General features: G+C 58.0%; 15 protein-coding genes. 10 read left to right on the top strand and 5 right to left on the bottom strand.

Annotated elements, in window-relative coordinates:
- The first annotated feature begins 6 nt into the window (after positions 1–6).
- From accC to B9H00_RS16705, 6 genes are all read left to right on the top strand, one after another.
- Entirely contained in the window at positions 7–1,350 is a 1,344-nt protein-coding gene (gene accC, locus B9H00_RS01335) for an acetyl-CoA carboxylase biotin carboxylase subunit (RefSeq protein WP_086899143.1), read from the top strand.
- 109 nt (positions 1,351–1,459) lie between these two features.
- Positions 1,460–2,380: a 50S ribosomal protein L11 methyltransferase gene (gene prmA, locus B9H00_RS01340; RefSeq protein WP_086899144.1), complete on the top strand. Its 921-nt coding sequence runs from the start codon at positions 1,460–1,462 to the stop codon at positions 2,378–2,380.
- A gap of 94 nt (positions 2,381–2,474) precedes the next feature.
- On the top strand, positions 2,475–3,488 hold the full coding sequence (gene dusB / locus B9H00_RS01345) for a tRNA dihydrouridine synthase DusB (protein WP_086899145.1): 1,014 nt from the start codon (positions 2,475–2,477) through the stop codon (positions 3,486–3,488).
- Positions 3,485–3,781 (top strand): DNA-binding transcriptional regulator Fis, encoded by a 297-nt coding sequence (gene fis, locus B9H00_RS01350; protein WP_227875826.1) that lies wholly within the window; start codon positions 3,485–3,487, stop codon positions 3,779–3,781. Before dusB ends, fis begins: the two co-directional genes overlap by 4 nt.
- 52 nt (positions 3,782–3,833) lie before the next feature.
- The gene (gene purH / locus B9H00_RS01355) at positions 3,834–5,447 is read left to right on the top strand and encodes a bifunctional phosphoribosylaminoimidazolecarboxamide formyltransferase/IMP cyclohydrolase (protein ID WP_407656541.1); all 1,614 of its coding nucleotides are present in this window, start codon (positions 3,834–3,836) and stop codon (positions 5,445–5,447) included.
- A gap of 225 nt (positions 5,448–5,672) precedes the next feature.
- Complete coding sequence (locus tag B9H00_RS16705; protein ID WP_157663155.1) at positions 5,673–5,822, top strand: hypothetical protein; 150 nt, start codon at positions 5,673–5,675, stop codon at positions 5,820–5,822.
- A gap of 70 nt (positions 5,823–5,892) precedes the next feature.
- Here the strand turns inward: B9H00_RS16705 and B9H00_RS01360 are convergent, their stop codons facing one another.
- From B9H00_RS01360 to aspA, 5 genes are all read right to left on the bottom strand, one after another.
- Positions 5,893–7,350, bottom strand: a complete 1,458-nt coding sequence (locus B9H00_RS01360) for an NAD-dependent succinate-semialdehyde dehydrogenase (RefSeq protein ID WP_086899147.1) — start codon at positions 7,348–7,350, stop codon at positions 5,893–5,895.
- 122 nt (positions 7,351–7,472) lie between these two features.
- A complete protein-coding gene (folE, locus tag B9H00_RS01365) occupies positions 7,473–8,027 on the bottom strand; it encodes a GTP cyclohydrolase I FolE (protein WP_086899148.1) in 555 nt (184 codons plus the stop codon).
- Positions 8,028–8,120: 93 nt separating this feature from the next.
- Entirely contained in the window at positions 8,121–9,095 is a 975-nt protein-coding gene (locus B9H00_RS01370; RefSeq protein ID WP_086901637.1) for a serine/threonine protein kinase, read from the bottom strand.
- 36 nt (positions 9,096–9,131) lie between these two features.
- On the bottom strand, positions 9,132–9,617 hold the full coding sequence (locus B9H00_RS01375) for a ComF family protein (protein WP_236944328.1): 486 nt from the start codon (positions 9,615–9,617) through the stop codon (positions 9,132–9,134).
- 386 nt (positions 9,618–10,003) lie between these two features.
- On the bottom strand, positions 10,004–11,467 hold the full coding sequence (gene aspA, locus B9H00_RS01380) for an aspartate ammonia-lyase (protein WP_086901639.1): 1,464 nt from the start codon (positions 11,465–11,467) through the stop codon (positions 10,004–10,006).
- A gap of 704 nt (positions 11,468–12,171) precedes the next feature.
- On the opposite strand from aspA, the gene B9H00_RS01385 reads away from it, so the two are divergent.
- From B9H00_RS01385 to B9H00_RS01400, 4 genes are all read left to right on the top strand, one after another.
- Positions 12,172–13,128 (top strand): Bug family tripartite tricarboxylate transporter substrate binding protein, encoded by a 957-nt coding sequence (locus B9H00_RS01385; protein WP_086622646.1) that lies wholly within the window; start codon positions 12,172–12,174, stop codon positions 13,126–13,128.
- 157 nt (positions 13,129–13,285) lie between these two features.
- Positions 13,286–13,765, top strand: a complete 480-nt coding sequence (locus tag B9H00_RS01390) for a tripartite tricarboxylate transporter TctB family protein (RefSeq protein WP_157663156.1) — start codon at positions 13,286–13,288, stop codon at positions 13,763–13,765.
- Positions 13,766–13,777: 12 nt separating this feature from the next.
- Positions 13,778–15,286: a tripartite tricarboxylate transporter permease gene (locus tag B9H00_RS01395; protein WP_086622644.1), complete on the top strand. Its 1,509-nt coding sequence runs from the start codon at positions 13,778–13,780 to the stop codon at positions 15,284–15,286.
- Positions 15,286–16,314 carry an amidohydrolase family protein gene (locus B9H00_RS01400; protein ID WP_086899149.1) on the top strand — a complete coding sequence of 343 codons (1,029 nt, stop codon included), beginning with the start codon at positions 15,286–15,288 and terminating at the stop codon, positions 16,312–16,314. Before B9H00_RS01395 ends, B9H00_RS01400 begins: the two co-directional genes overlap by 1 nt.
- Positions 16,315–16,325: the final 11 nt, after the last annotated feature.

Consider the following 16,325-nt stretch of genomic DNA (forward strand, 5'->3'; position numbering starts at 1 on the left):
TTCAGCATGCTGGAAAAGGTACTGATCGCCAATCGCGGCGAAATCGCACTACGTATACTGCGCGCCTGCAAGGAGCTCGGTATCAAGACGGTGGCGGTCCATTCAAAGGCAGATCGTGACCTGATCCACGTCCGTCTCGCCGACGAAGCCGTCTGCATCGGGCCTGCGCCCTCCCCGGCCTCTTATCTCAACATCCCGGCGCTGATTTCAGCCGCCGAGGTGACAGATGCCACCGCCATCCATCCGGGCTATGGCTTTCTCTCCGAGAACGCCAACTTCGCCGAACAGGTCGAGCGCTCCGGGTTTGTCTTTGTAGGACCAACGGCTGACGTCATTCGCTTGATGGGTGACAAGGTCTCGGCCATCGAATCCATGAAAAAGGCCGGTGTTCCCACGGTTCCGGGCTCCGATGGTCCGCTGCCCGACAATGAGGCTGAAATCCTTGAGATCGGTCGCCGCATCGGCTTTCCGGTCATGATCAAGGCAGCTGCCGGCGGCGGCGGCCGTGGCATGCGAGTGGTTCGTGAAGAATCCCAGCTGGTATCGGCCGTAGCGGTAACCAAATCGGAAGCCAATGCTGCTTTTGGCAGCGATGTCGTCTACATGGAGAAGTATCTGGAGCGGCCTCGTCACGTTGAGGTACAGGTACTCGCCGACGGCCAGGGCAATGCCATCCATCTTTTCGATCGCGACTGCTCACTGCAGCGTCGTCATCAGAAGGTGCTCGAGGAAGCTCCGGCACCCCATATTGATGAAAAGGCCCGCGAGAACGTGCTCAAGGCCTGCGTGGATGCCTGTCTCGAAATCAATTACCGCGGCGCGGGCACCTTCGAGTTCCTGTACGAAAACGGCGAGTTCTTCTTTATCGAGATGAACACGCGCGTTCAGGTCGAGCACCCGGTCACCGAAATGGTCACCGGTGTGGACATCGTCAAGGAACAGCTCAAGATTGCCTCCGGCATTCCCCTGTCGATTCGCCAGGAAGATGTGGTGGCCAACGGGCATGCCTTCGAGTGTCGCATCAACGCCGAGGATTCGCGCACCTTCATGCCCTCGCCCGGCAAGATCAGCTTTTATCATGCGCCGGGCGGGCTGGGTGTACGCATGGATTCACACCTCTATACCGGCTATACGGTACCGCCCAACTATGACTCCCTGATCGGCAAGCTGATCACCTGGGGCGAGAACCGCGAAAGCGCTTTGACTCGCATGCAAAATGCGCTGGATGAGCTGCTGGTGGAGGGCATCAAGACCAATACCGATCTGCAAAAGGATCTGGTCCGTGATAGCGAATTCCAGCGCGGTGGCGTCAATATCCACTATCTGGAAAAGAAACTGGGCCTGCAATAACGCTCACCGGATAGCGGTATATTCCTGACCCATCAGGGGGCGATCATATCGCCCCCTGATGCTTTCAGGGCAGTCGTGACTGCCTTCAACCCTGCTTGCAGGAGGCCTTATGGCCTGGCTTCAACTCAAGGCGCACATCGCGCCGGAATACGCCGAACTGCTCGAAGAGCTTCTGACCGATGAAGGCGCTCAGGCCATTACGCTTGAAGATGCCGTGGATGATCCGGTCTTCGAACCCGAGCGCGGCACCACCCCCTTGTGGAATCAAACCGTTCTGACCGGTCTCTATGACGATCTGGAAGGCGTCAGCGACATGATCGCCCGAGTGCGAGAGCACTGGGCCAGCGTTGCTGGTGATGAGCCCTGCCCCGAGATTGAATACGAAGTGCTTGAGGATCGCGACTGGAGCCGCGAGTGGATGGACGGCTTTGAACCCATGAAAATGGGCCAAAGGCTATGGATCGTACCCAGCTGGTTCGACCCGCCGGAAACGGATGCCGTCAATCTGATGCTGGACCCGGGCCTGGCCTTCGGGACCGGCACACACCCGACCACCGCCCTTTGTCTTCAGTGGCTTGACGAGCTGGCCGTAGCCGGTGAGCTGGAGCATAAGCGCCTGATCGACATTGGTTGCGGCTCGGGCATTCTGGCCATCGCGGCACTCAAGCTCGGCGTGGCTCATGCCGTGGGCACCGATATAGATCCGCAGGCACTGCTGGCCAGCCGCGACAATGCCGGTCGCAATGACATTGCCGAGCAGGATTTCGATCTTTATCTGCCCGAACAGGCACCCAATGATCGCTTTGACGTAGTGGTGGCCAATATTCTGGCCGGACCGCTGGTCGAACTGGCGCCCATGATTGCAGGTCATGTCGTTCCGGGCGGACGCCTGGCACTCTCGGGCATTCTGTCGCACCAGGCCAATGATATTCTTGATGCCTATCGCGATCAGGGACTTCACATGAACGAGCCGCGCGAGCGCGAGGGCTGGGTTTGTGTCGAAGGCTATCGCCCGGCCGAGTCCGTCTGAGGCCCGTTCTTTCGGCGTAGCAACGCGACCTGGCCCTTCAAGATCGGCGCTCAGGTCGCTATCATGTCTCTCCCTTTTTCGGATAAAGCTTTCAATGGTTAGCGGACTGCCCTGTATCGGCCCTCACCGGCTGGCCGGGCGCGTTATTCTTGCGCCCATGGCGGGAATCACCGATCGCCCCTTTCGCCAGCTCTGCAGAAAGCTGGGTGCCGGACTGGTGGTTTCCGAGATGGTCACGGCCGACAAGCGTCTATGGCACACGCCCAAATCACGCCTGCGACTGGATCACACCGGCGAGCCCGGCCCCCGCTCGGTGCAGATCGCCGGCGGCGATGCCGCCATGCTGGTAGATGCTGCTCGCGTCAACGCTGATAACGGCGCCGAGATCATCGACATCAACATGGGGTGTCCAGCCAAGAAGGTCTGCAACAAGGCCGCAGGTTCAGCCCTGATGCGCGATGAGTCACTGGTGGCCGAAATACTTGAGCGCGTAGTGAATGCCGTCGAGATTCCGGTGACGCTCAAGATTCGTACCGGCTGGTGTGATCAGACCCGCAATGCACTGACTATTGCGCGCATGGCAGAATCTGCCGGTATCGCCGCACTGAGCGTCCATGGACGCACTCGCGAGCAGCGCTACCATGGGCTGGCCGAGTACGACACCATCGCTCGGATCAAGTCCGAGCTGACCATACCGGTGTTTGCCAATGGCGACATCGACGGACCCGAGAAGGCCCGACACGTACTCGACTATACCGGCGCCGATGCTGTCATGGTGGGTCGCGCGGCACAGGGTAACCCCTGGATCTTTCGCGAGATCGAACACTACCTTGAAAGCGGCAATTTTTTGAGCCCGCCCACCGCCGCCGAGCGTTCCGAGGTCATGACCGACCACCTCGAAGCCCTTTATGTACTGTACGGTGAGCACATGGGCGTGCGCATTGCACGCAAGCATATCGGGTGGTATCTCGCCTGCGCCGAGGATGGCGAACAATGGCGTCGCGCATTCAATACCCTCGAACAGTGCGATGAACAGCAGCGCTACCTGAAAGAGCTTTTTGCCGAAAATTCTCCGTTCGCCCATATAGATGGAACGCGTGCCGCATGACTAGTCATCCATTGTCTGATCAACCGGGTGAAACCCCCATTCAGCTTCACCAGCATCCTTCTCAGTCGCGCACGCTGCGTGAAGCCGTTGATCAGGCCATGTCGCTTTATTTTTCCCATCTTGATGGTGAAAACGTAACCGACCTGTACAACATGGTCATGGCCGAAGTGGAAGCCCCGCTGCTGCGCTCGGTCATGACCCATACCCGCGGCAACCAGACCCAGGCCTCACAGATGCTGGGCCTTAACCGCGGAACACTGCGCAAGAAGCTCAAACAGTACGATCTGATCTGAGCCTGATGCGCTGCTCGCGCATGACATGCTTACTGCCTGCCACGGAAACCTCATGACTCATCAAGACGAGACTGCAATGTCCAACGCCTGCCTGCCGATCCGCCGTGCACTGATCAGTGTCTCCAACAAGGAAGGCATCGTGGACTTCGCCCGCCGCCTTTCCAACCTTGGCGTGGAACTTCTTTCGACCGGTGGCACATGGCGCCTTCTCAATGAACAGGGCATTGCCGTTACCGAAGTGTCGGAGCACACCGGTTTCCCTGAGATCATGGATGGTCGGGTCAAAACCCTGCATCCGCGCATTCACGGCGGCATCCTGGGCCGCCGTGGCCAGGATGACGCGGTCATGGCCGAACACGACATCGCTCCGATCGATATGGTGGTGGTCAATCTCTACCCCTTCGAGGAAACCGTGGCAGATCCGGCATGCACGCTGGAGCGCGCCATCGAAAATATCGACATTGGCGGCCCGACCATGGTGCGTGCCTGCGCCAAAAACCATGCCTATACCACCATCGTGGTCGATCCCGTCGATTACACGCGCGTGCTTGAATCACTGGAAGGAACAGATAAGGGCACCCACCAGCCCCTGCGTTTTGATCTGGCCGTCAAGGCATTCGAGCATACGGCCGGATATGACGCTGCTATCGCTCGCTATCTGGGCGGCATCGTCGAGGCCGGTGATGGTGAGACCACCGCTTTGCCCCGTACCTGGTCGACCCAGTTCCACAAGCGTCAGCAGATGCGCTATGGCGAAAACCCGCACCAGCAGGCGGCCTTTTATACCGAGCGTGAACCGAGCCCGGGCAGTATCTCAAGCGCCGTCCAGCTACAGGGCAAGGCGTTGTCCTATAACAATGTGGCGGACACCGATGCCGCACTGGAGTGTGTCAAGAGCTTTGATGCCCCCGCCTGTGTCATCGTCAAACATGCCAATCCCTGTGGCGTTGGCATCAGCCGTGACGGCCAGCTCAAGAGCGCCTATGAACTCGCCTTTGCCACCGACAGCGAATCTGCCTTTGGCGGCATCATTGCCTTTAACCGCGAACTCGACGGCGACACGGCCGCCGCTATCGTCGAGCGTCAGTTCGTTGAAGTCATCATCGCACCAGCCATCAGCGATGCCGCACGCAAGACCGTCGCCGACAAGAAAAACGTACGTTTGCTGGAGTGTGGCGCCTGGCCCGAGCATGCGCCCGAGAGCTTTGATTACAAGCGCGTGACCGGCGGCCTTCTGGTTCAGTCCCGCGACGACGGCATGGTCACTGAAGAAGAGCTGCGTACGGTCACACAACGCGCGCCCACGGCCTCAGAGCTTGATGACCTGCTGTTTGCCTGGAAGGTCGCCAAATTCGTCAAATCCAATGCCATCATCTATGCGCGCGATGGCCAGACCGTCGGGGTAGGCGCCGGCCAGATGAGCCGCGTCAATTCTGCACGCATTGCCGCCATCAAGGCAGATCATGCCGGTCTTGAGGTCAAGGGTAGCGTTATGGCCTCGGATGCCTTTTTCCCGTTCCGTGACGGCATCGACAATGCCGCGGCAGCAGGCATCACGGCAGTGATTCAGCCAGGCGGTTCCATGCGCGACGAAGAAGTCATCAAGGCTGCCGACGAAGCCGGCATGGCCATGGTCTTTACCGGTATGCGTCACTTCAGGCACTAACGCATACCCGCAGATCCAAAAGGCCATACCCGATAGGGGATGGCCTTTTTAACATCCCGCTTTTCATCACACCCATGGTTATAAAAAGTTCATACTGAAACCGGGCTTAATCCAAACAGCACAGTCGCCTCACATTTCTTCGAGCAATAATGCGTAGCCCGGTCAGGGTCAACAGCAATGACCCTTGATGGCAAAAATTAAAAAAATTGTCCGGAGTAAACACGCATGTGGAAGGTACTGTCTCTCAAGGGATTGACCATCAAGAAAATCACTATTGCCGTTGCGATCACCATCGTAACGACAGCCGGCACATACGGCTATGCCAGCGAGCACAGCTGGTGGTTCACGCCGGCACAGGGCAGCATGTGCTCCTGAACCTCGAATACCGAAAACCCCGCCAGGGCGGGGTTTTTTAATGCTTGAAAGTGTCTGTCACTGACCCGGATCAATCGATGGTCATGCACAGATACTTCGTTTCCATATACTCTTCCAGTCCATAGCGTGAACCTTCACGCCCCAGCCCGGACTCCTTCATACCGCCAAACGGCGCCGCGGCGTTGGAGACCAGCCCTTCATTGATCCCCACGATGCCGTATTCCAGCGCCTCACCCACACGCCAGATCCGCCCGGCATCGCGCGTGTAGAAATAGGCGGCGAGGCCAAACTCGGTATCGTTGGCCATGCTGATGGCCTGCGCCTCATCGTCAAAGGGAAATACCGCCGCCAGCGGTCCGAAGGTCTCTTCAGAGGCCACCTTCATCGACGTATCAGCACCATTGATCAGGGTCGGCTGGTAGAAGCGTCCGCCCAGCGTATGCTGGTGACCGCCGATCATGAGCTCACCGCCCTTGTCGATGGCATCCTGCACGTGTTCATGTACCTTGCTGACGGCGTTTTCATCAATCATGGGGCCGATGTTGACGCCCTCTTCCATGCCATTGCCGACCACCAGCTCACCGTTCATCGCCGCCGCCAGCTTTTCACAAAAGGCGTTGATGACCCCCGACTGCACGAGGAATCGGTTGGTACAGATGCAGGTCTGTCCCGCATTGCGGAATTTCGACGCCATGGCGCCGGCGACGGCGGCATCCAGATCGGCGTCATCAAAGACGATAAAGGGCGCGTTGCCGCCCAATTCAAGCGATACCTTCTGAATATGGGTCGAGGCCTGTGACATCAGCTTTCGACCCACATCGGTGGACCCGGTAAAGGTGATCTTGCGCACCAGCGGTGATTCGGTCATCGCCTTGCCGATATCGCTGGCGCTGCCCGGCAGGACGTTAAACACACCGCGTGGCACGCCGGCACGCTCGGCCAATACCGCCAGCGCCGTGGCAGAAAGCGGCGTCTGTCCTGCCGGCTTGATCACGATCGGGCAGCCTGCAGCAAGTGCGGCCGCCGCCTTGCGAGTAATCATGGAGGAAGGAAAGTTCCAGGGCGTGATGGCGCCGACAACGCCGACCGGCTGCTTGAGCACCATGATGCGCTGATTGGCTTTCGCACCCGGAATGGTATCGCCATAGACGCGGCGCGCCTCTTCAGCGAACCAGCGCATGAAGCTGGCTGCATAGACGATTTCGCCTTCTGCTTCGGCAACGGGCTTGCCCTGTTCAAGCGTCATGATTCGGCCAAGATCGCGCTTGTGCTCGATCATCAGCTCATACCAGCGATAGAGGATATCAGCGCGCTCAATGGCCGTACGGCCACGCCAGTCCGGAAAGGCAGCATGTGCCGCTTCAATGGCACGATTCGCCTCGGCAGCACCAAGTCGGGGAACCCGGGCAATGATCTCGCCCGTGGCAGGATTGTCGACCTCGATCTGCTCACCGCTGTCGGCCGCTACCCAGCTGCCGTCAATATAGGCGAAGGGTCTGAAAAGATGCTTGTCGTTCAACGTATCCATGTCGTTCTCCTGTCAGCTTGAAGTCCCTTGAGCACTCGGGATAGGCCCAAGCATAGGACATGCCGCTGAACAGGAGAACCGTTGCCACCGGCCATGTGGCCATAGAGGCAGTGTAATGGAGATCAGTTATGGACGAGGGTCAGGAACTCCTGACGTGTCGACAGGTTGTCACGGAAATCTCCCAGCATGACAGAACTCTTCATGCTGGAGTTCTGCTTCTGGACGCCACGCATCATCATGCACATGTGACGCGCCTCGACGATCACGCCAACCCCGCGGGCATCGGTGGCATCGAGTACGGCATTGGCAATCTGGCGCGTCAGCTCTTCCTGAATCTGCAGACGACGCGCGTACATGTCCACGATACGGGCAAACTTGGAAAGCCCCAGCACCTTGCCACGCGGGAGATAGCCGATATGGCACTTGCCGATAAAGGGCAGCATGTGGTGCTCGCACATCGAATAGAGCTCGATATCCTTCACGATCACCATCTCATCGGTATCCGATGAAAACACCGCGCCGTTAACGATATCCTCAAGGCTTTGCTGATAGCCGTGCGTCAGGAACTGCATGGCCTTGGCAGCGCGTGCCGGTGTGTCCTGAAGTCCTTCACGCTCGGGGTCTTCACCCAGCGCCGAAAGGATTTCGCGATAGTGATTTTCCATCTCCTGACTCATGTTTCTTTCCTGCGTTTCGGGTATATCCAGTGGCTCGGCGGCCACCGTGTCATGTTTCAATGCCGGACTGGCCGGCGATCGTCGCAGTGCCTGTCACGCCAGCCATCGAGGTGATGACAGCGCGACACGCTGTTGTTCGAGAGTTCTGATATGCTGATCCCAGTAATTTTCGCTGGCAAGCCAAGGAAAGGCACGGGGAAAGGCCGGATCACTCCAGCGCTCTACCAGCCAGGCACTATATCGCACCAGGCGCAGCGTTCGTAGCTGTTCAATCCAGCCCAGCTGTCGTCGATCCAGCGGACAGTGCTCTTCATATCCTTCGATCAGCTCTGCCAGTTGCCCCTGCCAGGCAGGCTCATCCTCTCCGGTTAACAGCATCCAGAGATCCTGAACCGCCGGCGCCATGACGCAGTCGTCAAAATCCACCAGCGTAAAACTATCTCCCCGTCCCAGAATATTGCCCAGATGGCAGTCGCCATGAACACGCTGAAAGGCGTCATCCGGCCAGGCCTTTTCGGGCAGCATGTCCAGCAGCGCCTGACTGATCTGTTCATGGGCGCGACGCTGACGAGCATTGAGCCACTGACTGGCACGAATGCTTTCAAGACTCTCAAGCGCGATGGCATGAGGCTTTAGAATGGATCGGTGCATGAAGGGCTTTTGCCGGGCAATGGCATGCATCTGTCCAATGGCGCCCCCCAGGGCAAACAGATGTTCGGGGTTATCCAGCTCCGGCGCCTGACCTGGCACAAAATAAAAGATGGCGAGTCGAAAGCCGTCATGGTGAAGGAGCGACTCACCCAGATCGTTTCGCCAGAGACGATTGACCGGACAACCGGCGGCATAAAGCTCATCAACAAAGGCATGCTCTTCCAGAATGGCGGCATCCCCCAGACGATCGGGTCGATAAAACTTGACGATAAAGCGCTGATTTTGATCGTCGCGCCACAAAAAGACCCGGTTTTCGTAGCTGTTGAGGGCAAAGGGCTCGCCTTCAGTATAAAAGCCCTGTGCTTCTATGGCGGCGACAATGCGCGCCGGATCGAGCTGTTCAAAGGGATGAGCCACCATAAACCACCTCCACGTGCTGAAGGCGCCATGCTATCAGATTGCACGTCCTGCCGGGGTACGAGCCATCGCACAGGCAGTCACGTGCTCGGCGCCCTTTTCACGGCAGGCACGCGAGAGCGCATCAAGCGTCGCGCCAGTGGTCATGACATCATCCAGCAGCAATACGCATGGCGGCAACGCTGATGTGACGTGATAGACGTGGCGAACGTTACGCTGGCGGGCCGATCGCGACAGTCCTCTCTGTGTCGGAGTCTGACGACGTCGTGTGGCTCGATACAACGGCAGGTCAAGCGCATGAGCCAGCCGCTGACCCAGCCACCGTGTCTGATCAAAGCCACGCTCGCGCGCACGACTCAAATGAAGATCTGCCGTGACGATGGCCTGTACATGTTCGGGGCCATGTTGTACGTCAAATGCGTGCACCATGAGCTGCAGAAGAATCTGTCCGGCACGCCGATCAGCATTGAACTTGAAGCGCTGGATCAGCTGCGCAATCTCATCCTCATAAAGAAAGGGCACCCAGCTCTGATCGAAATCTGGTCGCCGTTTCAGGCAATGGCCGCATATCACATGGGAAGGCACTGAAGCCGGTCTCGGCTCGCTGCATACGGGGCAACCGCTGACGTGCCATGGCAGCCCGACCAGACACTGTTCACACCAGGGGCTGTCCCCTGCGCCGGCCAGACAAAAGCTGCAATAGCCCGGCATGGCCCAGACGAGAACGCGATCCAGCCATGTCATCCAACGCCTGCCTTTTCCCTGCAAGAGATACCCTGCCCCGGCTTTCGCCATACCCACGATCCATCAAGGGGTTATCGGCAACCGGCAGCAGCGCTTGAGAGGCTTTCTGGCTGACACAATGTGTCAGCCAGAAGCATCACGGCAGGGTGATTGGTAGAGCCGGATTACGGCTTGTTCACAACATTTTTCGGTGCCAGCCGCGGTGCGATCATGTTCTCGGGGCGCAGAATATCCTGCAGGGTCTCTTCATCCAGAAGCCCCTCCTCACGCACCAGTTCAAGCACCCCCCGGCCACTTGTCAGCGCCTGTCTTGCGATCCGTGTGGAGTTTTCATAACCGATGTATGGGTTGAGAGCCGTCACCAGCCCGATCGAGCCTTCCACCAGCGCCTGACAATGTTCCCTGTTGGCCGTAATGCCCACGATGCACTGCTCGCGCAGCATATCCATGGCTCGTGTCAGTAGCCGTATGGAGTCAAAGATCTTGTAGGCAATCAGCGGCTCCATGACGTTGAGCTGCAACTGCCCGCCTTCAGCTGCCATGGTCAGGGCAAGATCGTTGCCGATCACTTCAAAGGCCACCTGATTGACGGCCTCGGGAATGACCGGATTCACCTTGCCGGGCATGATCGAACTGCCCGGTTGACGCGCAGGAAGATTGATTTCGTTGAGGCCGGTACGGGGCCCGCTGGAGAGCAGGCGCAAATCGTTGCAGATTTTCGAGAGTTTTACGGCCAGTCGCTTGAGCATGCTCGAGAACAGAACAAAGGCACCCATATCGGATGTGGCTTCAATCAAATCGGTCGCCGGAACCAGTGGCTGACCGCTGATTCTTGCCAGTTGGTTGACAGCAACATGCTGATACCCCGGATCGGCATTGATGCCGGTACCGATCGCAGTGCCACCCAGATTGACCTCACGCAGCAAGGGCGGCACCTGTTGACGCAGGTGACCCAGATCCTCACCCAGGGTCGTGGCAAATGCCTGAAATTCCTGACCCAGCGTCATTGGGACCGCGTCCTGCAACTGGGTACGCCCCATTTTCAACACATCGGCAAAAGACCTTCCCTTCTCGGCAAAGGAGGTGGACAACTGCTCCAGGCTATCGAGCAGGGCATCATGACCCAACAACAAGCCGAGACGGATGGCCGTCGGATAGGCATCGTTGGTCGACTGGGACATGTTGACATCATTGTTGGGATGGAGGTGGTGATAGTCCCCCCTGGCATGCCCCAGAATTTCCAGGCCGACATTGGCGATCACCTCATTGGCATTCATGTTGGTTGAAGTACCCGCGCCGCCCTGAATCATGTCGACCACAAACTGTTCATGATAACGGCCTTCAATGATGTGCTGGCAGGCCTCATGAATCGCCCTGAAGCGCTGCTCATCAAGATGGCCCAGATGATGATTGGCTTCTGCAGCGGCCTGTTTGACCATGGCCAGCGCCACAACCAGCCGAGGATAGTGAGACAGCGCAACCCCACTAAGATGGAAATTGTTCACGGCACGCAGCGTCTGAATACCGTAATAGGCTTCCGACGGGACCTCCAGAATGCCCAGTAGATCCTTTTCCTGACGAACGCTCGGGTGTTTTTTACTCGAGTCAATCTTTTGAGACGAAGTCATGCCGGTATTTCCACCCACCTGAAGAGAAGAAGTATCAATAGAGCCCAACCAGGCCACACTACTCTCTCAAGGCACCAGCCGACCAATGCCATTACCTCCTGTCTCATGCAGGCTCGGCATATACGAATGACGGTTCAACCACCGTGCTGGTGGGCCGTCGAAAGCGAACGTCCTGAAGACATCACAATGCCCACCCGATTTGACGAAATCGCTGGGTCCCCCATCAAGTTCAATAAGGACAGGTAGTCATCAAGGAAGGGAAACTTCATCTCAAAAGGTTTTGTTCCATTTGTCGTGGGCAGATCAAAACCCTTTAAAGGCATCAGGCCAACTCAGCGCAATACGGCCTCTGCCCCACATCTTTTCATCATGTCGGTTTTTAAACTTGTCCATGACGAATGACGTTATTAAGGCCAACAGCATTTATCCGTTCGTGATGATTTTTCACTACGGCATCATGATCATCTTTATGGTGTGGACGGGCATCCACAAGTGCGGCCAAAACCAGAGATCATTAGTCTTATTGACACTTATTTTTATATCAATTAAGCAAAATAATATCTTTTAAGACCAAGGTATAAATTATTGGCTTTAAAGCGCTTCGTGAAACAAAACTGGATAACGCAGGAAAAATTATTCGCTTTAATACCCTTTAATCGTGCCTTTAACTTCGCAGACGAATTCATGTCTCAAGGGGCACCACAATGGGTTTCAAATCGATTGCCATTGCCACAGCACTTATCCTGTCGAGCAGCATGTCCACAGCGGCACTGGCGGACTATCCCGAAAAACGCATCGACCTGGTTGTCGGCTTTGCTGCTGGCGGTGGCACCGATGTCATGGCCCGTACAACGGCTCCATTTCTGGAAAAATACCTGGGTAATGATGTCTCGGTAGTGGTCAAGAACATGCCGGGCGCCAGTGGTCAGATTGGCGTTACCGCGGTCGCCGAAGCCAGGCCAGACGGCTATACGATCGGCACCTATAATCTGCCGGGCGCCATGGCTCGAACCCTGGACCGGGACGCCGATTACAACGCCGATAGCTTTACCTATCTGGCCAATGTCGTGAACGATCCCAATGTCATTGTCACCCCTAAAAAGAGCGACATTGACACCATGGACAAGCTGGTCGAGGCAGCCAAAAAGCGTCCCGGTGCCGTGACGGTGGCCATGTCCAGCCTGGGTGGCGACGACCATTTCTTCCTTCAAAGACTCACCGATGTCACCGGTGCCGACTATACCGTTGTGCCCTTCTCGGGCTCGGCCCCCGCCCGCAGCGCACTGATGGGCGGCCATGTGACCATGGGCATCATCAACATCTCCGAAGTCGTGGCCTTCCGCGATGAGCTAAACGTACTGGGTATTGCCTCCGAGAAGCGCTCTTCCATGGCTGACGACATCCCTACCTTCAAGGAGCAGGGATTTGACCTGGTCAACGGGGCACTTCGTGGTTTCGTAGCGCCGGCGAACCTGCCTGAAAACGTCAGGACCAGGCTGCTCGACGCTTTCCAGAAGACCTACGACGACCCTGAATTCCAGCAAGCCATGCGTCGATCCGGCAACCCGACAGAACTGGCTCTGGGCGATGACTTCAAAACCCTCAACGCCGAGCAGCTGGAACTGGCAAAACGCATCTGGGAAACCACTCCCTGGAAGTAAGCCTGCGCCACTTGCCCCGATTTTCTGACACATGACCTCCACGACAGAGCCACCGCGCCATTCCCCAACGAAAGCGCGGTGGTTCAAACGGCATGACTGAATCGTCATGGCCGGCCTGTCATGGCTGGCTCCAACGCTACTCCATGAGACATCTCCCATGAATAGTGAACCCGCTAACACTGCCCACGAGCCTTCTCGCGGTATCGATCCGGACCTGATCGCTGGCGTGATCATCGTGCTTGGCGCAGGCGCACTATTGACCCGGACTTCAGACATGCCGGGCATGACAGCGCTATTACCGGTCACCATGCTGTCAGCACTGATCCTGCTCGGCGTCCTGCTGATCGGACGCTGCGTACTGCGCCGCCGGCGTCAGACCGTGGCAGCCATCAAGGTTTTTGACAATGCCAAACGATTTATCGGCATTGTGGCGTCCATTGCGATTTATGTCGCTGCTGTAGCGCTGCTGGGCTTCTACACCTCAACAGCCGTCATGATCCCGGTAGTGGCCTGGTGCTTCGGGTACCGAAACCTCAAGGGCGTACTGCTCGCCGATCTGATTTTTACAGGCGGCATCGCGATCATCTTCGTGCTGCTGATGGGTCAGGAATTGCCCACCGAATTCTTCCTGCGCTAACGAGGACATGTCATGTACGGCAATCTTATTGATGCACTACCGTCCGTATTGTCCCTGGGCAACCTGCTGGCGGTCGTTGTTGGTGTTGTCGCTGGTATCTGCGTTGGCGCCCTGCCCGGTCTCAGCGCCACCATGGCCATCTCGGTACTGATTCCCTTTACCTTCGGCATGGACCCGCTGGTCGCCCTTGGCATGATGGCCGGTATCTACAACGGGGCCATGTACGGCGGTTCAATTCCCGCTGTCCTGCTGCGCATTCCAGGCACGCCAGCCGCTGTCGCCACCAGTTTCGATGGTTATCCGATGGCCCAGCAGGGCCGTGGTGGCTATGCCCTTCAGGTCGCCGTGGTCTCTTCTGCGCTGGGCGGTATCGCCTCGGCGCTGGTCCTGATGCTGCTGGCACCACCACTGGCCAAGGTCACTCTGCTTTTCGGTCCGACCGAAATTTTCTGGGTGGCGGTCTTTGGCATGTCGGCCATCGTCTTCCTGCTTGGCGGTGACGTGATCAAGGGTTTGATCAGCGCAGCCTTTGGTGTCTTTGTCTCCCTCGTCGGTGCCGATACCATCTCTGGCGCCGAGCGTTACACCTTTGGGCATCTGGAGCTGCTCGACGGCATCAACATCGTTGTGCTGCTGGTCGGGCTCTATGCACTGCCGCCGGCCATCGGCCTGCTTGAGGAAATCCGCGATTTCGATACCGAAAATACCGGCCGACTCAATACCACCAGCATCTGGAAGGCCATCCCCGGCATGCTGAAGTACTGGAAGACCTGGGTACGCTCTTCAATCATCGGCGTGTTTGTCGGCATCCTGCCTGGCGCCGGCGGCTCCATGGCAGCGTTTCTCAGTTACAACGAAGCCCGCCGAGCCTCCAAAAATCCGGATGACTGGGGCAAGGGCGAACCGGAAGGCGTTGCTGCCTCGGAAACCTCCAACAATGCCGATACTGCCGCCGCACTGATCCCGGCGCTGACGCTGGGCATTCCCGGCACGGCGGTCGCTGCCGTCATGCTCGGTGGACTGTTGATCCACGGCCTGCAGCCTGGCCCCATGCTGTTCCGTGACAACCCTGAAATCGTCTTTGGCTTCATGTGGCAGTTCCTGTTTGCCGCCATCCTGCTGATCTTCCTCGGGGGGGCGCTGGCCACCAACAGCTTTGCGCAGGTACTGCGCCTGCCACGACCGCTGCTTGGCGCCATTATCATCTCCCTGGTGTTCATCGGCGTGTACTCGATCAATGGCCGCATGTTCGATGTCTATCTGATGCTCGGCTTTGGCCTGATCGGCTATTTCATGGACAAGCTGAAGTTCCCGCTGCCGCCGGTTGTACTGGGGCTGATTCTGGGAGGGTTTGCCGAACAGAACCTGCGTCTTGCACTTCGCATTGGTGGCGGTAACTGGGACATTCTGGCCTCGAGCCCGACGGCCAAGGTGCTGATCGGCATGATCCTGCTGGTGATACTGTCTCCGGTCTTCTCACGGCTGATGCGTGCGCGCAAGGCCAAACGAGTCGCCGAGTGATGACACCTCATGCCTCGATCCGGGAAGCATGGCTGGCACTGACCGATGAGTCGGTGCTGGACCCGGCCCAACCGATTCTGGACGCGCACCATCATCTGTGGGATCGCGAAGAGAGCCGCTATCGCACCGAGGACTTCATCGCCGATGTGAGCCGTGGCCATGACGTGCGCGCCAGTATCTACGTGCAGTGCCGCACCGGGTATCGCCGCTCGGGGCCCGAGTCGCTCTACCCGCTGGGTGAGGTCGAAACGATCCTTGAGTGGAGCGCTCAGACCCCGAATCATCCGGTCGGCATCGTTGCCTTTGCCGACCTCATGCAGGGCGACGCGGTACGCGACACCCTCGATGGCCTGCGGGAACTGGCCCCGAATCACGTATGTGGCATTCGCAATACCACGGCCTATCACCCCGACCCGGCGGTGCGCTCCAATCCGAGGCCGGCTCCGGATGGTCTGCTGCGATCAAAGGAATTTCACCGAGGTGCCGCTGAAGTCGCCCGGGCCGGACTGACCCTGGACGTCTGGGCCTACCAGACGCAGCTGCATGAAGTCGAAGCGCTCGCTCGCCTGCTGCCGGAGCTGACGGTGGTGATCAATCACTGTGGCGGGCCACTCGGCGTCGGGCCATTTCGTGAACGAACACCGGCTGACTTTGCCGCCTGGCGCGCGGGCCTCGAGAAACTTGCCGCCCTGCCCAATACGCACCTCAAGATCGGCGGGTTCGGGCTTGCTGTTTTCGGCAATGACTACCACCACCAACCCGCGCCCCCGGACTCCGAACGTCTGGCAAGAGACTGGGCGCCCTGGTTCGGAGTCTGTCTTGAGGCCTTTGGTCCGACGCGCTGCATGCTTGAGAGCAACTTCCCCGTGGACAAGGGAATGTTCTCCTATGTCGCGCTCTGGAATGCCTTCAAGCGATTGACGCAAGCGTTAAGCCAGAACGACCGGGATCAGCTGTTCTGGAAGACTGCTGCCAGTACTTACCGTGTGGCCTTCAACGATGCTGTCACACCTCACGCTCTGACCTAACCAGTGGCGCT

Origin of the sequence: Kushneria marisflavi (assembly GCF_002157205.1) — a bacterium.
In the GTDB taxonomy this organism is placed as follows: domain Bacteria; phylum Pseudomonadota; class Gammaproteobacteria; order Pseudomonadales; family Halomonadaceae; genus Kushneria; species Kushneria marisflavi.